Origin of the sequence: Yimella lutea (genome assembly GCF_006715095.1) — a bacterium.
GTDB lineage: Bacteria > Actinomycetota > Actinomycetes > Actinomycetales > Dermatophilaceae > Yimella > Yimella lutea.
The window spans coordinates 2,011,028-2,033,072 of record NZ_VFMO01000001.1; the positions used below are offsets into that span (position 1 = coordinate 2,011,028).

At 64.4% G+C, this 22,045-nt stretch carries 18 protein-coding genes; 15 read left to right on the top strand and 3 right to left on the bottom strand.

The features are described from left to right. Positions 1 to 5 precede the first annotated feature (5 nt). Together FB459_RS09645 and FB459_RS09650 are read right to left on the bottom strand one after the other, a co-directional pair. Positions 6 to 959, bottom strand: a complete 954-nt coding sequence (locus tag FB459_RS09645) for a CpaE/TadZ family protein (protein ID WP_141928320.1) — start codon at positions 957 to 959, stop codon at positions 6 to 8. Between the two features lie 146 nt (positions 960 to 1,105). Beyond that, entirely contained in the window at positions 1,106 to 2,371 is a 1,266-nt protein-coding gene (locus FB459_RS09650; protein WP_141928321.1) for an RNA-guided endonuclease InsQ/TnpB family protein, read from the bottom strand. A 1,068-nt stretch (positions 2,372 to 3,439) separates the two neighbouring features. Between FB459_RS09650 and FB459_RS09655 the strand changes: the two genes are divergently transcribed. From FB459_RS09655 to FB459_RS09710, 12 genes are all read left to right on the top strand, one after another. Then, positions 3,440 to 4,240, top strand: coding sequence for a hypothetical protein (locus FB459_RS09655; protein WP_141928322.1), 801 nt, complete (start codon positions 3,440 to 3,442; stop codon positions 4,238 to 4,240). Positions 4,241 to 4,408: 168 nt separating this feature from the next. Beyond that, complete coding sequence (locus FB459_RS09660) at positions 4,409 to 7,411, top strand: hypothetical protein (protein WP_141928323.1); 3,003 nt, start codon at positions 4,409 to 4,411, stop codon at positions 7,409 to 7,411. A 100-nt stretch (positions 7,412 to 7,511) separates the two neighbouring features. Continuing rightward, on the top strand, positions 7,512 to 8,243 hold the full coding sequence (locus tag FB459_RS09665) for a hypothetical protein (protein WP_141928324.1): 732 nt from the start codon (positions 7,512 to 7,514) through the stop codon (positions 8,241 to 8,243). Positions 8,244 to 8,245: 2 nt separating this feature from the next. Then, positions 8,246 to 8,551 (top strand): hypothetical protein, encoded by a 306-nt coding sequence (locus FB459_RS09670; protein ID WP_141928325.1) that lies wholly within the window; start codon positions 8,246 to 8,248, stop codon positions 8,549 to 8,551. Positions 8,552 to 8,580: 29 nt separating this feature from the next. Then, positions 8,581 to 9,348 carry an HNH endonuclease family protein gene (locus FB459_RS09675; RefSeq protein WP_211345168.1) on the top strand — a complete coding sequence of 256 codons (768 nt, stop codon included), beginning with the start codon at positions 8,581 to 8,583 and terminating at the stop codon, positions 9,346 to 9,348. Positions 9,349 to 9,381: 33 nt separating this feature from the next. Further along, the gene (locus FB459_RS09680; protein WP_141928326.1) at positions 9,382 to 9,957 is read left to right on the top strand and encodes a hypothetical protein; all 576 of its coding nucleotides are present in this window, start codon (positions 9,382 to 9,384) and stop codon (positions 9,955 to 9,957) included. Next, the gene (locus tag FB459_RS09685) at positions 9,957 to 10,466 is read left to right on the top strand and encodes a hypothetical protein (protein WP_141928327.1); all 510 of its coding nucleotides are present in this window, start codon (positions 9,957 to 9,959) and stop codon (positions 10,464 to 10,466) included. The genes FB459_RS09680 and FB459_RS09685 overlap by 1 nt, the downstream gene beginning before the upstream one ends. Positions 10,467 to 10,722: 256 nt before the next feature. Continuing rightward, entirely contained in the window at positions 10,723 to 11,976 is a 1,254-nt protein-coding gene (locus FB459_RS09690; RefSeq protein WP_141928328.1) for an RNA-guided endonuclease InsQ/TnpB family protein, read from the top strand. Beyond that, the gene (locus FB459_RS09695; RefSeq protein ID WP_141928329.1) at positions 11,963 to 12,412 is read left to right on the top strand and encodes a hypothetical protein; all 450 of its coding nucleotides are present in this window, start codon (positions 11,963 to 11,965) and stop codon (positions 12,410 to 12,412) included. Before FB459_RS09690 ends, FB459_RS09695 begins: the two co-directional genes overlap by 14 nt. Before the next feature lie 228 nt (positions 12,413 to 12,640). Beyond that, the gene (locus tag FB459_RS09700) at positions 12,641 to 14,587 is read left to right on the top strand and encodes a type I restriction-modification system subunit M (RefSeq protein WP_141928330.1); all 1,947 of its coding nucleotides are present in this window, start codon (positions 12,641 to 12,643) and stop codon (positions 14,585 to 14,587) included. Further along, the gene (locus FB459_RS09705) at positions 14,584 to 15,810 is read left to right on the top strand and encodes a restriction endonuclease subunit S (RefSeq protein ID WP_141928331.1); all 1,227 of its coding nucleotides are present in this window, start codon (positions 14,584 to 14,586) and stop codon (positions 15,808 to 15,810) included. The genes FB459_RS09700 and FB459_RS09705 overlap by 4 nt, the downstream gene beginning before the upstream one ends. After that, positions 15,807 to 18,929 carry a type I restriction endonuclease subunit R gene (locus tag FB459_RS09710; protein ID WP_141928332.1) on the top strand — a complete coding sequence of 1,041 codons (3,123 nt, stop codon included), beginning with the start codon at positions 15,807 to 15,809 and terminating at the stop codon, positions 18,927 to 18,929. Before FB459_RS09705 ends, FB459_RS09710 begins: the two co-directional genes overlap by 4 nt. 470 nt (positions 18,930 to 19,399) lie before the next feature. Here the strand turns inward: FB459_RS09710 and FB459_RS09715 are convergent, their stop codons facing one another. After that, positions 19,400 to 20,113: a hypothetical protein gene (locus tag FB459_RS09715; protein WP_141928333.1), complete on the bottom strand. Its 714-nt coding sequence runs from the start codon at positions 20,111 to 20,113 to the stop codon at positions 19,400 to 19,402. Positions 20,114 to 20,228: 115 nt separating this feature from the next. Between FB459_RS09715 and FB459_RS09720 the strand changes: the two genes are divergently transcribed. The 3 genes from FB459_RS09720 to FB459_RS09730 all read left to right on the top strand — a co-directional run bounded on the left by FB459_RS09720 (position 20,229) and on the right by FB459_RS09730 (position 22,022). Further along, complete coding sequence (locus tag FB459_RS09720; protein WP_141928334.1) at positions 20,229 to 20,597, top strand: hypothetical protein; 369 nt, start codon at positions 20,229 to 20,231, stop codon at positions 20,595 to 20,597. Positions 20,598 to 20,620: 23 nt separating this feature from the next. After that, positions 20,621 to 21,034 carry a hypothetical protein gene (locus tag FB459_RS09725; RefSeq protein ID WP_141928335.1) on the top strand — a complete coding sequence of 138 codons (414 nt, stop codon included), beginning with the start codon at positions 20,621 to 20,623 and terminating at the stop codon, positions 21,032 to 21,034. A 223-nt stretch (positions 21,035 to 21,257) separates the two neighbouring features. Continuing rightward, a complete protein-coding gene (locus tag FB459_RS09730) occupies positions 21,258 to 22,022 on the top strand; it encodes a MerR family transcriptional regulator (RefSeq protein WP_164987493.1) in 765 nt (254 codons plus the stop codon). The last annotated feature ends 23 nt before the right edge of the window (positions 22,023 to 22,045 follow it).

The window sequence follows — 22,045 nt, forward strand, 5'->3', positions numbered from 1 at the left end:
GTGTCCTACTTCTTCCAGGGCATTCGACGCGACTTGGTGGCCCTGGTCACGGCGACCGGAACGTCGTTCTCCTCGTCGATGACAACCTCGCTGCGCGGGGCGTCCTTGACGGCGGCAGTCTCTTCGAACTCCGGGCGACCGGTCACCCGCAGCAGCAGACCAGCCAGCACAGGGGAGACGTAACGGCCGCGCAACGGGAATGAGCCGGAGCGCAGGTCAGCACCGACCTTGGTGTTCTCCTCGATCGACCCCATCGGGTGAGCCACCTTGGACAGACGCTTGGTGAACGCAGCGGCCTGGTCGGGCTTGACCGCATCGGACAGCCGGGACACGACGACGGACAAGCGGTCACGAGTGATCCCGGCTGCGTCGGTCAGGAACTGCAGCGACTGTTCGGTGTTCGCGAGCGAGGTCGGGGAAGGCTCGGTGGTCAGGGAGAGCCAGGCACCCTGACGCAGCAGAGGCAGGACGATCTGGTTGACCAGCGACCCCGGACGCGGGTCGGCCGGGCCCAGGTTGACCACGACGAGGTCGGCGGCCTTCTGCGCGGCTTCGACGATCTGAGTGATCTGGTGCGGGGTGATGTCGGATCGGATAGAGGGGTCGCTGGGAAGCAGGACGGCGTGGAAGCTGACGTCCGGGACGTGCGCGGGGCGGTGGGCGTTGAGCGTGCCCGGTGCCAGGAAGGCGCGGTCGATCGCACCGGTGATCGCCACCGTGGCAGTGGTCGGCAGGGACGCGGGTGCACGCAGGATGGTGGCAACGTCGGAGCGAGTCAGGTCGGCGTCGATGAGTACGACACGATCCATCTTGCCCAGGGTCGCGGCCAGCTGTGCGGTACAGATGGCGAGGCTGGTGTTGCCCAAACCACCGGCGCCGCCGGCGAACAGCAGGACGGGCGCGAGACGGCCGGCGACGCGACGTCGCGGGTCGTGATCGGCGAACAGGTCATCGGACACGGCGGGTGGACTCCTTGGGTGGTGTGCGGTTCGGCGGTCACACGCGTTGGTTCGAGGCGAGTGATGTCACTTACTACTTACGCACCTACCCCGAGGTCAGGGTCGTGTTCCTGTGACTTCTCCCCCGCCTGAAGGCGGGGGCTTCTTCAAGCAGCCCGGGTGGGTTGCTCGGGGACCAGTCCAGTCCCCACACACAGAATCGTTTGTGCCGCGTTGATGTCGGCGTCGTCGTAGTGTCCGCAGCCGGTGCAGTAGAACACCTTGCCCGACCGGCTGGCCGGGTCCGTGCGTTGGCATTGGACACAGGTTTGTGACGTGTAGGCGGGGTTCACCACGATGACCTGACGACCGGCGCATGCTGCCTTGTCTTTCAGGATGGCAATGAACTGTCCCCAACCCGCGTCAAGGATGGATCGGTTGAGCCCGGCTTTGGCGCGAGCCCCGTTCGGTAGGAACGCCCCCGGAGCGTCGGGGTCAGGTTTGGCTTTCGCTCGCCGGGTCATGGACGCCACCGGCAATCCTTCGATGCAGATGATGTCGTAGCTGGCGACCAGTCGCGCGGCGACCTGGTGATGGTGGTCGTAGCGTTGCCGGGCGATTTTGGCGTGCGCCCGAGCCAACTGCCGGGTCAGGTCGCGGTAGGGCATCGAGCCACGCCTGGTCTTAGATCGTTGCTGCTGCAACCGGGTCAACCGTTGCGCAGCGTGCTTGTGCGGTTGCAGGTTGTCGATCCGGTCGCCGTGACTGGTGTAGGCCAGTCCGTTGTCGCCGGTGGCCATGTCGATCCCGATCACCCGGCTGGTGCGCGGCAGCACCTTCAGGGGGACGTTGTTGCAGGTGACGATGACGACCCAACGGGTATGGGCGCGGTGGTCACCCTGGCGCTTGACCCGGATGGTGGCTACCGTGCCCCTGATGGGTCGGTGGGTGCTGGTCTTGATGTGCCCGACGCCTTGCAGGTACACCCGGCGGGAGTCATCGCGGCCGGTCGGGACCGAGTCCCACCGGGCGCCGTCACCGTCACGGAACTCGACGGAGTCCCACCGTTTCTCGGGTTTGAAGCGCGGGTATCCGGGGGTCTGACCCTCCCGACACCGTCTGTAGAAGCCGGCGAAGGACTTGTTCAGTTTCCGCAGAGTCTGCTGCTGGCCGGTGGCTGACCACCGAGCCTGGTCGGGGTCACTGGCGCGGATGGCCGGCAACTGCGCGGACTGGATCGCGAACCCGATTTTGCCGAACTGGTCCTTAGGATCGGTGATGCCGCGCTTGGTACGGGTGTCCCAGGCATCCCGGCGTTCCTGCAGCGCGGCGTTGTACAGGTGACGGTGGTCGTTCAGCATCGCCCGCAACAGCACCTGTTGCTTGGCGGTAGGGCGCAGCCGGAACACGAACGCGCGCGTCGTGCTCACCATCCCTCACCACCTTCCACCATGGACCGAACCTGTCACTCCTCACGGTGCGACGGCGCGGACGCTCCACTGCACAGAGCCGCCCGAGACCCAGCGCGATTCACCTCCGCCCTGAAGGACGGAGCACCCTCGCGCGACAGGACGTGGCAATGGGTGGGCAGCACTCCAGCTGCGAGGGTGGTCCGGGTGTCCGGGTAGCTTCCGGGAAGGCGTCCACGATGTGAGACGTCGAGAGAGGACGACGCGATCGGTCTCCAGCCGCCTTTCCAGTGAACAACGAGCTGAACCTCAGAAAACACCGCCATTGCGCGGGTATCCGGGGATGCGTGCAGGCGCCTTGTTCATCGTGGTCACCGGTTGGGTCAAAGTTTCGCCCCACGTTTCCGCAGGTCAGCGGCGGTTTGATTGGTACAAGTTCGAGGATTTGTACTTTTGAACAGCGCGCACGTAGTGCTTATAGGGGTGATTCGTATATATCTACTTGCCGAAAACAACCATACATATAGGAGGTACCCCCTTATACCGTTACTAACCTCGTACAAAAGATCAAAAAGTAGTAGTAGTAGTAGGGTTTCCGGCTCTGACCTGCAGAAACGTGGGTGGAGATTTTGAACCAACCCGTGAACACAAGGGCTGCGGAGGGGTTCATTTTGGACGAAACAGCCCTGTTTTCGGCTCAAGATGGCCCAAAGTACCGAATGTGACGCAGGCCACACACTGCCGACTACCCCTACGCGCGCGCGGGCGCGCGCACACGATGGGAGAAGGGGTACCCCATGTCTTGACCATGCCGGTCGATAAGGTGCATAGGATGTCTAACTTTGTTCGGGCATGCCCGGTACCGCGTAGCGCGCGCGTTCTACAGGCAACATGGTGGAAAGTCAATGCTCGGAGCGAGCTTTCTTCAAAGGTCTTTCCGGCGCGGTCATACACGAGGCACACTGGAGAGATAACGAACCCATCCGTTGCAGTAGCTGCGGCGATCCACCCGGTCTGACCAACGGTGGATGTGAAACCATCTGACCCGGCCGTCCGCCTGGCGGTGGGGGACCGGATCGGTGAGGCAAGGACATGGAGGCAGAAACCATCGTGGTCGGAGAACCGGGCGCATACACCCCGCACGACATTGGCGTGCGATGGCTGTTCACTTTGACGGACCCACTCATCCCGTTGCGCTACCGGCAGCACCTCAATGACCAGATGGTCGCCCTCATCACGACCCGCCCGCGCTGGGGCGCGTTCTTCATCGGCGGTGTCCTGAGCGACCTCATCTCAACCCTCCCCGGCTCCGATCCGTGGCGGCACCTGTCCGCACGCTGGGGCGCATCGAGCTTCGGCCCGCACCCGCCGTTGGACAACGGAGCAGTCGGCGTCACAGGCAGAGTGTTCGGGACCTACACCGACGCACTCGACGTCGCCGGACAGGTCATGGCACACCCCGAGATCGACACAGGCCTGGCCGCCTTCGCGCAACCCCTGTCGCCCGGAGCCGCATACGCCGTCGCAGCAGGAGCCCTCGGACACAAACGCGCCCCGGATGCACTGGCTGCACTGGCCGGCGACACAGACGAAGGTGACCTCAGCGAACAGGAACAGGTCGCCGCCGTCATCCAGATCGGCAGTCGCCGCCGACTACCGCAGGGACAGGGCCGCCAACTTGCCGAGGACGGACTTGAAGCGATCCGATGGGTCGCCGCGCGCAGACGCAGCTGGCTCGGCACCACCGACGACAGCTACGTCGTCGAGGTCGTCTCACGCTGGTCCATCCTGGCGACGACGCTGGCCGACGGCGGCGACCTCGGCGCGCAGTGGGCCAGCATCGACGAACGCAATGCGGAGAACTCGATCATCGCTGAAGACGTCGACTTCTGACACGGTGCTCGACGCAGGCCCATGTCTTCGACTGGGCCAGCATCGACGAACGCAATGCGGACAACTCGATCATCGCTGAAGACGTCGACTTCTGACACGGTGCTCGACGCAGGCCCAGCTGACCGTCGGCAGTAACGCGTTCGTGCGAAGCGTCGCACCGTTGACGCCATGTCAGCAAACGCGTCCGCCGGGTGGACCCCGGAGAGTTACCCCGGCCTTGATCCCGTCGACGCAGCGAAGGTAGCCAGCTCCGCGATCGCCCCGCTCGTAGCAGCCTCCGCGGGGCTGTTCAGCATCACCGAGAAGAACCTCGACGACGGCGCGGCCGCGTTGCGCGTGGGCATGACAAAGCAGGACGCGTCGAAGCCTGACAAGCGACACGCCTCATGGAAGCAGCTCAAGGCGAGCTTGCCGGCGATGGCGATGCCCTGGTTCCGGATGGACGAGGTTGCGCATGCCGCCGCCCACGACAAGATCGGTGCCGGCGTCGAGCCGCAGCCCACCTTCGGACAGTGGCGTCCCCAGCGACCGACGGCCGGATTCGGCAAGTACATGATGGTCGGCGGTGGCGACACCGTGCTCGGTGTGCACCCCTCAACGCCGTCGTCCTACTTCCGCGACATGACCAGCATCATGATCTGCGAAGGTCAGCTCAAGGCACTGTCCGCGCTGACCGCGTGGCTGCTCGACCGCGGTGTGTCGTTCAAGGACCTGTCCGAGTACGACCCGTCCGGGTCCCGTACCCGCCTGCGGGACATCATGGACACCCTGACCGACAAGCTGCTCATCATCTCGGTGGTCGGCGTCGGCAACTGGCACGGCAAGCCCGAATGGGAGTCGCTGTCGTTCAAGAACAAGCCGGTCTACGTCGCTTTCGACGGAGACGTCGCCAGCAACTCCAACGTCTGGAAGCAGGCCGACCGCCTGCAGAGCTTCCTCGAATCCAAGAAGGCTCTGCGCGTCGCCTTCCTCGACCCGAGCCTGGATGATGTCGACAAGGCCGGAGTGGATGACTACTTCGCTGGTGGGAAGTCCTGGAACGACCTGATCGACACCGAACTCGCCGAGCTGCCCGACGCTCCGGACGCCGGTGAGGAGTTCCTGCCCGGCACTCTGCGGGTGAACGAGACGGACTGCGTGGTCGAGGAGTTCCACGTCGACGTCGACGGAGCCACCACGATCAAGAAGTGGGTGCCGAAGTACCCGATGTCCGGGCGCCTGGTCTCGATCGACACTCCGAAGTACGCCGCATGGGGTGACGATGAGCTTGCCACCGGAAGGCTCAACGAGGCGTACGTCGACACCTCGATCAAGGACGAGGTCGTTTACGAGATCTCGTGGAAGAACGCGGACGGGCAGAAGTCGACCGGTTCGGTCACCGGACCCTCGGACCTGCTCACCGAGCCGCCGGACCGCTGGCACATGCGCGGCGGGAAGGTTCCCGTGTCGGTTTCGCGCTGCCCGGACTGGACCGCGATGGACAAGAAGTGGCAGGCGGCGATCAAGCGCCACCGGTCACCGGACACGATCAACCGTTACGTGTGGAACCACATGGGTTGGGTCCCGACTACCAGTGGGCGACCAGTCTTCATCGCCGGCAACGACGTGCTCGGGGCTGAAGGTCCGCTGGGTGCGGAGTCGGACACCGTCGCCGGTGTCACCTCGGCGATGATCCCCGGAACTTCATCCTTCGGGCTCAACCTGGTCCCGGCGAGCAACGATGAGCACTATCAGCAGCTCGTGCGCGCCGCGATCGAGGAAGTCATCTCCGTCTACACCGGGGGAGTGTGGGGTAAGCAGGGCGTCGCCGCGCTGACGATCGCTGCCGCGATTCGTCCCGTGGTGCCGATCCGGCCGATCTCCTCGATCCTGCTCGCAGGTCCGCCGCGTGGCGGTAAGTCGTGGACGGCGAAGGCGATGATGGCGTTCTGGCAGCACGAGCCCGGTGCTTTCCAGTCCCAGTTGCCCGGTAGCGCCTCAGACACCAAGTACTCGATGGAGGACGTCGTTGCGCGGACTCCGATCTGGGTGGCCGATGACCAGGCACCCTCAGTGGATGCCCGCAAGGCTGAGCGCGAAGAGGCCGGCATCGGCGCGATCATCCGGTCCATCTTCAACGGCACCGGAACCCGGCGCATGTTCTCCGACGGCACCCGCCGCCAGCTGAACCAGCCGCGGTGCGTGTTCGTGGTGACGGCCGAGAACTCACTGGTGTCGCACTCCGAAATGGACCGTGTCGTCCACATCAACACCGGTGAACGCAACTTCCTCGGTGGCCGGGACAAGACCGGCGAGCTTGAGCGTCTCAACATGGACACCCTGGCGGCCAACCACATCGTCGCTGCGTGTGTGCAGATGCTCACCGTCGAAGCCAGTTACGACGGCTGGTCCGGCGTCATCAGGGCGTGGAAGCAGCGCCTCAAGCAGTGCCAGAACGATGCGGGTCGCTGGATGGCAGGCGAGTCCGACGACAAGGGCAAAGCGACGCGTCACTCGGAGATCGCCGCAGACCTCATGCTCGGGCTGGAGGTGCTGCGTGACCTCGCCGAGCAGGTGGAGGTGTCCATCGAGACGCTCGACAAGATCGAAGAGCTGTCCGGTGACCTGATCGACGTGGTGAACTCCAACTTCCAGGCGCAGACGCACTCGATCCCCGGACGCAAACTCATGGAGTCACTGCAGGACGGACTGTCGGCTGGTCATTTTCACATCCTCGGTGCGCAGGGCATGCCGCCGATGACCGAAGTCCCGCCGACCTCGGACTGGGCCGGCATGGCGGTGGACACCAACAGCCGTCTCGGGTGGCGGATGCGCAGCGACGACAAGACCCGCTGGGATCCGCAGGGGCCGACGATCGGCCGGTTGGTCTGGCGTAACGGCGAACCGCACATCTTCTTCAACCCCCAGGAGGCGTTCAACAACGCGGCCCGGTTCTACCGGACCAACATCCCGGCGGGTCAGAAGCACCACTCGAGTTGGAGTTCGTGCTGGTCGGAGGGGATGTGTTCGACGGAGTGGAGCCGCCAGAAGAACATCGACGGTTCGGAACGCATCACGGCGCGCTACAACGTTAGGGGCAACGCGATCAACGGTGTCCCGGTGCCGCTGCGGGTGCTGCTCGGCGGGTACGGCGAAGAAGATGGCGTCGCCGACACGGACGAGGCCGAGTGATTCGTGGAGTGATTCGGCGACCGGTCCACGTACGCTGAAACCGACGGAGCCCGCCGGGGGCAGAGCAACCACCCGGCGGGCTTCGTCGCACCGTCCAGGCATGTCGAACCGCCCCGCCGTTCCATCTGGCATGTCCACCGTTGACCCGTCCGGAGCTATCCACGACGCCAAGGGCCGTTTCGCCGGCCATGTGGCTGCCGAACCCTCACGCGGCCTGGAGCCGATCGGCCCTGTGGCAGCGCGAGCGGTTCGCGCGTTGCGGGATGCGGCGCACACCAAGCAGTCCGGCCAGATCACCGGCGACCACGTCGAGCCCGACACCTACGACCCCGACTTCGAGGTTGTGCGCGAGAACGGCAGGTCCGTTGCTGTTCGCCTGGATGACGGAACGACGCTGCAGCCGAACCGGCTCGGCGCGGTACGGATCCCACTGTCGAGCGGCGGAGCCCACGTCTACAACCTCGCCACCGGTGCAAGCCAGTGGCGCGATGCGACGGATCGACTGCACCGCGGCGACGGTGGCCCGGCGTGGCGTGACGATGAGGGCGCGTCCTGGTACCGCCACGGGGTCAGGCACCGCGACCTGTCCGAAGGCCCGGCGCAGGTTCACGAGAACGGCGAGGTCGTCTTCGCCCAGGACGGCCGCGACGTCTTCGACAGCAACACCGTCCGTTCCAGCGGAACCGACATGAACCACTTCGAGTACGACGCCAACCGAGGCTTCTCGCTCAGCGAGGAGTACCTCCTTGAGCGCGGCGACGCCGGATGGAGTCAGGACCGCTACGACGTCTCCGCCTACCTGCACAACACCGTCCCCGGATGGCAGGAGTGACCATGTCCGTCCAGAGCACGAACACCGACGTCGAGGCAGCGATCGACGCCGCCCGCGAACTCGCTCAGCAGTCCGTTTCCCAGATGGGCGCCGGGATGGAGCTGGCCCGTGCCAGCGCGATCCGGATGATGGTTCGCTCCGGTCTGAGCCGCCGTGACGCCCGTGAGCACTGGACGGCTGCGGTCGCGGACACCGTGCTGCTGAACGCAGCCACCGCGCGCGGCGACGAGCTCGGTGTGGCACGCATCCGTCGTCAGGCGCGCGAGGCGCGGATGACTGCACTACGCGAATCCCCGGACCCGGCGTAGGCGGCTGCGGGACGTCGCACCGTACGAACATGGCCGCATCACGTAAGAAGTCCGCCGGTCCCGACATGGGGGACTTCGTCCTGTGGATCCTCGTCCTGGCTGCACTGGTCAGCTACGGCGGGTCCAAGGTGGGTTCTGTTGTCGCTCAACCGAACCCGACACGCTCGACGGTCGCTCCGTCATGGTCTGTCAGCACGGCGCAGCGTGATGCTGCGCTCAAACAGCTGTCCGGTCTGAAGGTGCTCCCGGCGCGCCCGGACGTCCCCGGTTACGAGCGTGGCTGCGGCACCGGTCAGGGGTGCTCCTTCGGTCCGGCCTGGACTGACGACAACACGATCAGTGGGACCGGGCACAACGGTTGCGGAACCCGCGACGACGTGCTCAAGGCGCAGATGACGAAGGTGGTCATGCGCGACGGCAGCCGATGCGTCGTGCAGTCCGGAACTCTCAACCCGGACCCGTACACCGGGCGGGTCATCAACTGGACGAAGACCAATGCCAGTGCCGTGCAGGTCGACCACATCTACCCGCTGTCGAGGGCGTGGGACTTCGGTGCCGCGTACTGGCCGCTGGACAAGAAGATCAACTTCGCCAACGACACGACAGCCAACCTGCTCGCCGCCGACGGCCCTGCCAACTCATCCAAGGGCGACAAGGGCCCGGGGGAGTGGATGCCGGTGAACAAGGCCTACGCCTGCTCGTACGCGGTCAAGTACACCGCCGTCGCCGCCAAGTACGCGCTGCCGATCACCGGCGCTGACAAGACCTCGCTCAATACCGCGCTCGGAACCTGCTGAGTCCGTTCGGAAGGCGCGTCGCACCGTGCCGGCATGCGTTCTCGTCAGGCCAACCCGTCGTTCGTCCTTGCCGCACTGGAAGCCGCTTCGACCGGAGGCGAGTTCCGTGTCTGCGGCGCGCCATCCGTTGCTGCGGTACTCGACCTAGTGCGTCCGGTGGCCTGGGGAGCAACAGTCCTGGCGACCCGGAACAATGCGTTGCACGACAGGGCACGCAACATAATGTTCGGTACCCCGTTCAAGAATCCGACCTGGTCCGAGGTCGGTGAACGGGTGCTGGCCGAGCATCACCGTATCCGTCGGGACGCGCTTGAGGATTTCGTCGAGCAGGACTACTGCGACGAGTGCTACGACTCGATCACCACGGCCACCGCCATCCTTGATGACCTGGTGTACGGCGGCAGAGGACTGGTCTCACTCGTGCCGGCCGACGAGGCTGTCCGTGCACTCGTGCGGTTCATCATGGAGCTGGTCCCATTGCTGGCTGAGATGCTCGACCTGGAGATCAACGACCCCGAGGGTCGCGGCGAACTCGCCGCACTGATCGTCGAGCACTCCGGCGCAAAGATTCGGTTGCGCCGCCCGCCGCTGGAACAGGTGGCCGGCTGATGACCAGCGACCATGACGCCCTGGTGCAGTACGCCAGCGACCTGATCGACGGTCTGGTCGGCGGCACCGAACCGGTCACCGATGACCCCCGGCGCCGAACCCACGCGCTGCAGATGGCGTTGGGTGCAGCCGCCCTGGTGAACCGCTCCGTCCTTGCGTCTGAGACCCCGACGGTTTCCTCGACGCAGCGCGACGTACTGTTCGAGATCGTCCGGCACCACCACCTGATGCGCAGGACGGCATTGGCTCAGTCTGAGCTCGCCGGAGCCGACGTCAACGGCATCGACACCGCGGTGGCGGCGACCCTCATCCTGGATGACGCGATCCACGGCGGGACTGGCATGGTGGCCGAGATCCCCGACGACGAAGCGATCGACTCACTCGAGGTGTACGTCGGCTCGTGTCTCGATGAGGCGTTCAGTCTCCTGAAGTCATCCTCGGCCACCGTGGATGTTCGCATCACGGTTGCCGCGGCGATCCTGGCGCACGCCGACTGGATCGGACGGTAGACGCCCGGCACGCGCATCCCACCCGAGCTTCGCCGTCAGGCCGAACTCGCCCGACGGCACCAGCGCGAGTTCAAGCAGCTCGTCGATGAACTGGACGAAGGCTGAGTGCGCTTGGCGCGTCGCACCGTCCGCACATGTCCTGCGACCCACTGACCGGAATGGCGTGGACGCGGGCCCCCGACTTGAGCCGTGGGGTTAGTCCCGCCCTGTCGCAGGTAACGACCCCCGATTGTCAGCTCCGTCGCACCGTTGGAGCATGTCCATCCGGCAGCGCATGTACCCGTCCCCGGTTGAGGCCGAGGCGATGATGCTGCACTGTGCCCAGGCCCGATACGTGTGGAATCTGGCTTTGGAGCAATGGAACCTGTACCGGCCGGACAAGGCGTCCCGAGGCGTGCAGGTCCCGAACAACGCGGTCCGGATGAAGCAGCTCACCGAGGCCAGGTCCGAGTTCGGGTGGTTGCGGGCCGGGTCGAGCGTGGTGCACCAAGGAGCGTTGCGGGACTTCGACCGGGCCGTCCACGGGTTCTTCGGCGGGCACAAGCAGCGTCCGACCTGGCGTAAAGCCAGCGACTCCCGGCAGGGGTTCGTCATCCGAGACCTCACGATCCATCGGATCAGCCGGCGTAAAGCCACCGTGCTTGTGCCCAAGGTGGGTCCGGTCACCGTCATCACCACCCGACCCTGGCCCGAGGTTCAGGCGGCGACCAGCGCCCGAGTGACGTTCCACAACGGCCAATGGCACATCGCTCTGACCACCCCACCAGCACCACCGATCGTCACCGGCACCGGTGCCGTCGTCGGGATCGACCGTGGCGTGTCGAACACGATCGCCACCAGCGACGGGGGCTTCGAGCACATCCCCGGCTTCACCCGTGGCGAGCAGGCCCGGTTTGTGGCGTTGCAGCGACAACTGTCCCGGCAACACCCCGGCTCGAACCGGCGTCAGGTCACCAAGAACAAACTCGCCCGGATGCGGCAACGCCTGACCGACCGGCGCACGAACTGGGTCGAGACCACCACAACGCAGGTCGCGCGCGCCTACGACCTAGTCGTCCTGGAACGACTCAACACCGTCGGGATGACCAAACGCCCGTCACCCAAACCCGACCCGGACAACGACGGCTCGTTCCTGAGCAACGGTGCCCGCGCAAAGTCCGCACTCAACAAGGCGATCCTGGCGTCCTGCTGGGGGACGTTCGCCACCCGGTTGGGACACAAACTTCCCGAAGGCCACCTGGTCTTCGTGGACCCGCGTAACACCTCCCGCGCCTGCCCCTGTGGGCACGTCGCAGCACAAAGCCGCAAGAGCCAAGCGGTGTTCGTCTGCGTCGAATGCGGCTGGAGTGGTCACGCGGACACCAACGCCGCCGGCAACATCCTGGGCCGTGGCCTGGCTACGGTCGGGGTCGGCACCCAACCCGAGGACATTCGGGGGCTTGGACGCAACCGTGGTACGCCCACCACCGCGTCAACCGCCAGAGGCAGGCGGCGCAGTGTCGCTCCCTAGCCCCCTGGAATCCCCCGGCTTCAGCCGTGGGGAGGATGTCAACGCAGCCCTGATCCGTTCCGTCCGCTCCGGCGCTGCGCTGTCCGTTTTCCCGCTGCGCACCGAGATGGAGGAGATCACGGCTGCCGCGGTGCTGCTTTCTGCGCAGCGTCACCTGATGGATCAGCGCCGTGGTTCGCTCGGACCATCCGGTGCATCGTGGGATGACGCCGCTGCAACGGTGCTTCGGGACAACCCGGATCTGGCACCGATCTGGTCCGGTGGACGCATTTCGCTGTCGATCCGCGAGCTCGCCGAGCTGGCCCGTGCCGCGGTACGCGAAGTGGTCGCACTCGAGCGACTCAACCTGGACAACTTCGCGCACGAGACGTGGCTGACCGGAGCGCTCGAACGTGCTGCGGGCGTCGTCGCACTACGGTCGCGCCAGACGGTCTAGGGCACGTCGCACGGTTCCGGTACGACCACTCGGGTCAAGAGGGCGAAACGACGGAACTGGGCGCAAACAGCGGGGAGCGGTACCGAGTGCTCGAACCGCCGCACGGAACGCGGACTATCTTGGTCGCTTGGGCATGGAGAATGCGGACGACACCAGTGTCGCCACGCTGGCTGACACCTCTCTCTGTCCCGCTCCCGATCGGGAAACAGCATCAACGAGAGGCACGAAATGTCGGCACTAGGTGGTCTCATCTGGAACATTGCGGACCAGCTACGGGGCGTCTACAAACCAGCGCAGTACGGAACGGCGACGCTCCCGTTCCTGATCCTGCGCCGGATGGAGTGCGTCCTGGCTGACGAGCGCGAGGCGATCAACGAGCTCGTCGCGAAGACACCGAATGATGACGTGTTGGCGGCAATGCTGCGCAAGAAGTACGGGCTGCATTTCTGGAACCGCACCGATTACACGCTGCAGTCGCTACTCGGTGACCCGGAGAACCTCGCAGACAACCTGATCGACTACGTGACCGGGTTCTCGAGCAACGTCGCCGACATCTTCGACAAGTTCGAGTTCAGCAAGACGGTGAACAAGCTCGACGACAACGAGCGGCTCTACCTCATCGTCGACCAGTTCTCCGACATCGACCTGCGCCCCGAAACGGTGTCGAACGCCGACATGGGGGAGGTGTTCGAGCACCTCATCTTCAAGTTCTCCACCGCATCGAACGAAACCGCTGGTGAGCACTTCACGCCGCGCGACGCGATCCGGCTGATCGTCGACCTCGTCCTAGCGGCCGATGACGAACTGCTCGCCACACCCGGTGTGGTGCGCAGCATTTACGACCCGACCGCCGGGACAGGTGGGATGCTCTCGGTCGCTGAGGAAGCGATCCTGACGATGAACCCGAAGGCGAAGGTCACCCTTGCCGGTCAGGAGTTGAACGCGGAGTCGTATGCGGTCTGCAAGTCCGACATGATCGGCAAGGGCCAGGCCGTCGACTCGATCCGGCTCGGCGACACGCTGCGCAACGACCGGCACGATGAGACCCGGTTCGACTACTGCCTGTCCAACCCGCCCTACGGCGGTGACTGGAAGGCCGCCGAAGCCGTTGTCCGCAAGGAGCACGAGCTCGGGCAGGGCCGGTTCGATGCTGGCCTGCCGCGGATCAGCGACGGTCAGATGCTGTTCCTGCAGCACCTCGCCAGCAAGATGCGCCCCGCCACCTCAGGTGTCGAGAACTCCGGTGGCCGCGCCGGCATCGTCCTGAACGGGTCACCGTTGTTCACCGGCGGCGCGGGTTCGGGGGAGTCGGAGATTCGCCGGTGGATGATCGAGTCCGACCTGGTCGACTGCATCGTGGCGTTGCCGACCAACATGTTCTACAACACCGGTATCGCGACCTATGTGTGGATTCTGGACAACCACAAGCCGAAGGAGCGGCGCGGCAAGATCCAGCTGATCGACGGCACGGCCCGGTGGCAGAAGCTGCGCAAGAACCTCGGCAGCAAGAACCGTGAGATCGGTGAGGCTGACCGGGCAGCGATCGTGAAGCTGTACGACGATTTCGCCGAAACCGACGAGTCGAAGATCCTCCGGCCGGCCGACTTCGGGTACTGGGAGATCACCGTCGAGCAACCGCTGCGGCTCCGCTTCGAAGTCACGACCGAGAGCATGGACGCGGCCCTCGCGCTGAAGCCGGTGCTGAAGCTGGACGAGTCCGACCAGCACGCTGTCCGCACGGCACTGCTGTCCCTGACCGGCAAGGTGTGGACGAACCGGGACGAGTTCACAAAGGCGCTCCGCTTGGCGATCAAGGCCGCCGGCACCACCGTCGGGACACCGGTGATCAAGGCGCTGTGGCAGTCGATCGGTGAGCGGGACGAGGCAGCCGACATCTGCACTGACGCCAAGGGCGTCATCGAACCGGACACCGACCTTCGAGACACGGAGCTGGTGCCGTTCCGCGACGACATCCAGACGTACTTCGAGCGCGAGGTGAAGCCGCACGTCCCTGATGCGTGGATCGACGAGTCGAAGACGAAGATCGGCTACGAGATCCCGTTCACCCGCCTGTTCTACAAGTACGTGCCACCGCGGCCGCTCGAGGAGATCGACGCCGAACTGAACCAGCTCACCGCCGAGATCATCGAGCTGTTGCAGGCGGTCGAGTCGTGACCAAGCCTGTGTGGAAAGAGATTTCCCTGAGACATCTGTCTTCGATTCCAATCACAAACGGACTCGGCCTCTCGGGAGAGCACGATGAGCCAGAGTGGCCGCGTTACATCAGAACGACCGACATCGCTGGGCCACGGGAGCTCCGAACAGACACCTTTGCTTCGCAGCCGCCTGACGTCGCAGCCAAGGCAATGCTGATGGCAGGCGATCTCTTGATGACCGCAGCCGGTGCAACCATCGGGAAGAGCGTGACCTTCCCCGGGGGGCGAGCCTGCTACGCAGGGTTCCTAGTCAGATTTCGACCGAAGCCCGGCGTCTCTCGGCGTTTCATGGGCTACTGGATGCAGTCACAGCCGTATTGGGATCAGATTTCGGTAGGCGCCGTTCGGTCGACGATCGACAACTTCAGCGCTGGCCGGTACCGACGTCTTCGTGTCGCGCTTCCGACGCTCGTCGAGCAATGCGCCATCGCGGACTTCTTGGATCGGGGGACGGCGAAGATCGACGCGCTCATCGAGAAGCAAACCGAACTGATCACCCGCCTCCAAGAACGACGGGCGGCTATCACCCAACGGGCAGTGACGTACGGCCTGCACAATCGTGAAGGAACTGAGCTCCCGGATAACCCCGTTGGGTACGTTCCGGACGGCTGGACAGTGCAGCCACTCCGGAGGGCCATGACGTCACTCGACGGGCGTCGAATCCCTCTCAGCGCCGAAGAGCGGGGTGGACGCAGCGGTGAGTTTCCCTACTACGGCGCGTCCGGAGTCATTGACTACGTTGACGACTTCCTCTTCGATGAAGAACTACTGCTGGTGAGCGAGGACGGTGCCAACTTGATACTGCGCTCGTCACCGATCGCCTTCACTGCCTCTGGCCGCTACTGGGTGAACAATCACGCGCATGTGATGCGACCGAAGGTCGGTTCCCCGACGTTTTGGGCGGCCCGGGTGGAATCACTCGACGTCGCCCCCTTCGTCACAGGATCGGCCCAGCCAAAACTGACCCAGGACGCCCTCGGACGACTGCTCGTCTCATGGCCTACAGACGGCGAGGAACTGCAGGAAATCGTGGCGTACCTCGAGCGGGAGACGGCGAGGATTGGTGAGTTGATCGCGAAGACGGAGCGGATGATCGAGTTGTCGCGGGAGCGCCGGTCAGCGTTGATCACGGCTGCGGTGACGGGTCAGATTGACGTGGCGGGCCAGGGGGATGCGTTGTGAGCCAGGTGATCGAGAAGGCGTTCGAGGACGAACTGTGTGCGCACCTTGCCGCGCACGGGTGGTTGTACTCACCGAACGATGACGGGTACGACCGGCAGCGCGCGTTGTTCCCGGAGGACGTGTTCGCCTGGCTCGAGGACACGCAACCGGAGGAGCTCGCCAAGAAGGTCAAGCCGTCGATGTCTGCGCAGGCTCAGGAGAAGGCGCGTGACGGCATCTTGACCCGGCTCGCGACGCTGCTCGACAAGGGGCAGCCCGTCGGCGGGTCGCTGCAGGTGCTGCGGAGCGGCTTCAAGGACACGCCGGCGTCGTTCTCCCTGATGCAGAAGCGTCCGGAGCAGGCGATCAACCCGACGGTGAACGCCCGGTACGTGGCGAACCGGCTGCGGGTGATGCGGCAAGTGCACTACTCGACGAAGAACCAGAACAGCATCGACCTGGTGTTGTTCGTGAACGGCATCCCCGTCGCCACCCTGGAGTTGAAGACGGACTTCACCCAGAACGTGGGCGATGCGAAGACGCAGTACATGCAGGACCGCCCACCGGCGGGCGAACCGCTGCTGGGGTTCGGGACGCGTGCCCTGGTGCATTTCGCCGTGTCGAACGATGAAGTGTGGATGACCACGAAGCTCGCCGGCGACAAGACGGTGTTCCTGCCGTTCAACCGTGGCAACGACGGGCACAAAGGCAACGGCCCGGATGAGGATGGCGGGTCAGCGACCACGTACCTGTGGCGGGATGTGCTGCAGCGGGACCAGTGGCTCGACATCATCGGCAAGTTCATCCATTACGAGACCACCAAGAGCACTGATGAGAAGACGGGGCAGGTCAGCACCAAGCACATGCTGATCTTCCCGCGGTTCCACCAGCTCGACGCCGTCACCAAGATCGTGAACGACGCCCGTACCAACGGCGCCGGTCAGCGGTACCTGATCCAGCATTCGGCCGGGTCGGGCAAGACCCGTTCGATCGCGTGGTCGGCGCACCGCCTCGCGACACTGCACAACGACCAGAACGAGAAGGTCTTCGACACGGTCATCGTGGTGACCGACCGCAACGTGCTCGATGCGCAGTTGCAGGAGGCGATCAAGCAGATCGAATCCAAGGCCGGGGTGGTTGCCACGATCTCGAGCGCGGAGGCGTCCAAGAAGTCGTTTACCTCCAAGTCGGCCTACCTGACGCAGACCTTGTCCTCGGGCAAGTTGATCATCGTGGTGACGATCCAGACGTTCCCGTTCGTCCTGGAGGCGATCCAGGAGAACAAGGCGCTGGCGGGCCGCAAGTTCGCGGTGATCGCTGACGAGGCGCACTCATCGCAGACCGGTCAGACGGCCACCAAGCTGAAGCAGGTGCTGTCTGATCAGGAGGCCGCCGACTTGGAGGACGGGGGAGAGGTCGATGTCGAAGCGATCCTGGCTGCTGACGCGAAGGCGAAGGCGGACACGCACAACATCTCCTTCCTCGCGTTCACGGCGACTCCGAAGGCGAAGACGCTCGAGATGTTCGGGACGGAGGGTGACGACGGGCTGCCGCGACCATTCCACACGTACACGATGGCGCAGGCGATCGAGGAGAACTTCATCCACGACGTGCTGCGCAACTACACCACCTACTCGACCGCGTTCGAGTTGGCGAAGAAGGTCCAGGGTGGGCAGATGCAGCCGGTCCAGCGGATCGAAAGCAACGGCGAACTCGTGGACGAGTCTGCTGCGACGAAGGGGCTGATGCGGTGGGTGAAGCTACACCCGACGAACATCGCGCAGAAGGTTCAGGTGATCATCGAGCACTTCGAGGCGAACGTGAAGCCGCTCCTCGGCGGACGCGCGAAGGCGATGGTCGTCACCGATTCCCGCAAGGCTGCGGTGCGGTACAAGACCGCGATGGACGCCTACATCCAGAAGATGGGTTACACCGACTACACGAGCCTGGTGGCGTTCTCCGGCGAAGTCGTGGACCCGAAGACCGGTCCTGGACCGTTCACTGAGCACACGATGAACCCCGGGGTGAAAGACCTACGGGGTGCGTTCAACACGGACGAGTACCGCGTGATGATCGTCGCCAACAAGTTCCAGACCGGGTTCGATCAGCCTCTGCTGTGCGCGATGTACGTCGACCGGCAACTGTCCGGCGTGACCGCCGTGCAGACCCTGTCGCGGCTCAACCGGTTCGTGCCCGGCAAGAAGACGATGATCCTGGACTTCGTGAACAACGAAGAGGAGATCCTGGCCGCGTTCAAGCCGTATTACGAAGAGGCGCGGATCGTCGCCACGACCGACCCGAACCAGATTCATGACCTGCAGACCAAGCTCGACACGGCGGGCATCTACTCGACCGAGGAGCTCGACGCGGTCGTGGAGGCGTTCGTGCTGAAGAAGGGCAACAACGCTCTGGCCGGCGCGATCCAGCCGATCAAGCAGCGGTTCGTGGCGCGGTACAACACGGCGGTCGCGACAAAGGACAAGTGCACGGTCGATGAGCTGAGTACCTTCCGCAAGGACATCGGCACCTACGTCCGGCTGTATGACTTCCTGTCCCAGATCCTTGACTTCGAAGACACCGACGTCGAGAAGCACGCGGTGTTCTGCCGGCTGCTCGTCCCGCACCTTCGCGTCTCGGACACCTCGGAACGGGTAGACCTGTCCGACGTCGAGCTGGTGCAGATCATGCAGAAGGAGACCGGCAAGCACTCGATCGACCTGGGCGAAGGAGAGGTCGTCCCGCTGCGCACAACGACGGCCGCCGGGTCGAAGAAGTCTCGCGACCCCCGGATGGTGCTGCTCGACGAAGTCATCGAGCGAATCAACGAGGTCAGTGGCGCCGCGGACATCCCGAACCACCAGAAAATGTCGTGGATCGACTCGGTCATCGCAGCGATGGAATCCGACGAGGATCTGCGTGAGCAGGCAGTGGCCAACAACGAGGATCAGTTCCTTATCTCACCCACCCTGCGTGACGCTCTCACCCTGGCGGTCGTAGAGACGAACATCTCGCAGACCCGCATGACGCAACTGTTCAACGAGAAGGGTGCCATTGAGAAGCTCCTGCTCGAAGCACTGGGCAAGACCGTCTACCTTGACCTGCAACGCCGATACGGGCAGGGGACGACGGACGGTCTGTGATTCGCCGGCGGGCGATCTTCCCGTCCGTCCGTCGTAGCGTCCCAAAGATTCCGTACCGACGTACTCGCGATGACCGAACCAGCCTGCTCAGGCGACTGATGGATCATCCCCGCGTGCGCGGGGCAGACACTTCGTGACCTCGCCGATACCCACCGACAGCTCGTTTCAGCTTCGCTTTCGATCGACTCGACCACCGGTCGCGCTGGTGATCGCAGGTCTCCGCCAGGATCCATCCGACGGCTATGGGGTCATGTCAACGAACAGGTGCCGCATTCGGGCATGACCCCACGGTGCGACGGGGCAGACGATCCGCGCGTCGCACCGTCAGGGCATAACGACTTCCGTCTTCGCTGACACCACCTCGCGCGACGCCCGGTTTCGCCGGCAGCTGGACTGGCCCGAGATGGCCGGTCTCTACTGCGCCCACGGCGAGCCGTACGAGGGGTGCCCATTGACGGTTCGCGACTGGATCAGAAGCGCCGCGGGTCTTCCTGCGCCAGTCGCCGGAGTGAGTTGCGGGACATCACGAGACCCGGGTAGGACGAGTCGATCTTCGACAGGAGTGACAGCGAACTGTTGAGGTGCCCGATGGTGTTGACCCCCAGCAGATTGTCGTGGTGCGCGATTCGGTTACGCAGCAAGCGAAGGGACTCTAACTGCCGTCCCGCAGTTTCACGTCCCGAATCGGTGGAGAGCCCTTGGGGGAAAGCTGAGCACAGACCCTGACTCCACAGCTTCTTCTGGCGAACATGGGGGTCGGGGTGGGGGAGCATCAACAAACGGGACCACGCTCCAAACATCAGCTGTGCAACGACGTCGTCGTGTGTGGGGTGGTGTCCGTAACGCGGATGGCCGGTCGGGCGCCGCGCCGCCTCCTTCCCGGCGCTCTTCCGTGCGTCGGCGATCGCACTGCCTATGATCTTGTGCAGTAGTGACCCGGCTTTGCCTGGTGCCGTCCATTCCGGCCCGCCTCCATGCTGTCCGTTCCACTGCTTCAGCTGGACGTCAATCGCGTTGCGTACAGCGACCTCGACATAACTGATGTGTGAGTGCCAGGCGCCGGCCAACTCCACACCCCACGCGTACAGGACAGCGGCCAACTTCGGGTCGCCGTGGGTCGCCATGAGGTACGGCGCGCTTCTCGCCGGACCGATGAGGTCTTGGAGGGTGGTGGCCTGAGTCATGGGGTGCAGGCTATACTGAATGCATTGAGCACCGGGCTTGGACCGGTGCACCTACCTCGGCGGCCTCACACACTGTGTGGGGCCGCTTGTTATTGGTCCGTCGCACCGTTCGCGCATGAGCAAGATCTACCTGGTCGTCACCGAGCACCTTCCGCGTCGGACGACCCGAGATGACCTGATCCGGACGCCGGGATATGTCGTCCTTGCGGGCGACCCGTCCAGGCCTTCCGTCCACTTCTTCGAGGCGCTGGAGCCCGCGTTCATCTACGGTCGCGCGGCTCGGATGAGCTACCAGTGCTCTGGTTACTCGATCCACCAGGCGACGCACGAGCTCGTGTTCAACCGCGCCACCCATCGTGATCAGGAAAGGATCTACTACAACAACCAGCGCGACTTCGCGGAGGCGGACGCCGCCACCGAGGCGAAGCTTGTCCGGCGATTCGCGGACCGTCTCGATCACACATCGTCGCATTGGCCCGGCTGACAGGCGTGTCGCACCGTCAGGACATGACGACTTCCGCTCTTGCTGACATCACCTCGCGTGCGACACCCGTTGCTCCGCCGGCACTTGAGGTGCTCGACCTGCTCGACACCGCATTGAGCGTCCCGTACGGGTGGCTGCGGACGCCGGCCGACAGCTTTGCGCACATCGGGGCCGTGCACGAGCTGCGCGATGTGATCCTCCCGTCGTGGCGTGCGGGTCAGACCGTCGACCTGTTCGTCCAGCACGGTACGACGATCGCCGCGGTGCTGTCGCTGTACGAAACCCGCCGCCTGGACAAGCACCGTGGCTCCCGTCCGGTGCAGCGACAGAAGCTGACCGAGGCCGACCCGTTGGTGCTGAAATCGATCACCGCCGCGCGCCGATGGCTGGGCGGCCTCGTGTTCCTGATGATGAACGGTCGGCCGTTCACCAGCTAAACGTTTGCTCAAGTCAACGCTGCGACGCACCCTGCAACGCACAACCCCTGAGGATGCCCGGCTGGCCCCTCAGGGGTTGTGCGTGCTCCAGCACGTCTGGCTACGCCTGTCCACAGGAAACGTTGCAACACAGCTAGGTGTACTGATCGGGGACGTTGGTAGAGCGACTCTCTCTGGGAGCATTGACCTTGACACTGTGTGATGCGGTCTGGTGGGGGTCGACATGTTGAGTATCGGAGAGATCGCGCATAGCACTGGTGTCTCGCGGCGCATGCTGCGGCACTGGGAAGGCGAGGGGTTGCTGACCCCAGCTACTACCGACCCTGTAACCGGCTATCGGCGCTACCAGGACAGCCAGCTTGGGCGCGTGCGTGCCATTGCGGAACTGCGCGCGCTGGGGTTCGGCTTGGCCGAGATCGGGCAGCTGCTCGATCCGCATCTTGAGCAGTCCACTCTGGAAGTGCTTCTCACTCACCAGGTAGACGCCCTGCAGCGGCAGATCACCGAGGCTTCAACACGTCTGGTCCACGTTCAGCACCGGCTGGACATCATCCAGAGCAAGTCCATGGAGATCATCATGAATCTGTCCATCACCGCGCTGCCCAGCCTCAATATTTGGGGGCTGAGCACCACCGTCCTTGACGAGACCGAGATCGGTCACGCCGTCAAACAGTTGCACCGGGACCTCCCTCACACCGATGAAGAGATCGTGCTTCTGTATGACGGTACGGACGACGACCAGATCACCGTCTCAGCCGGGATTACGACGCGCCCCGAATCTGAGGCGGTCAGCAGGATCGTCGTGCCGGAGGCCTCGGAAGGCGTAACGGTCACCTTCGATGGACCGCCAGAGAGCATCGGGGATGCCTGGGTCCTGATCGATGCCGAGCTAGAGAAGCGACACCTGACCAGTTTCGGCATCTATCGGCAGGTCAACAGCGTGACGGGACACGTCACCCTGCAGGCCCCTGTTCGCGAGCGACACTGATTTGCGGACCACAGCAAGGGAGG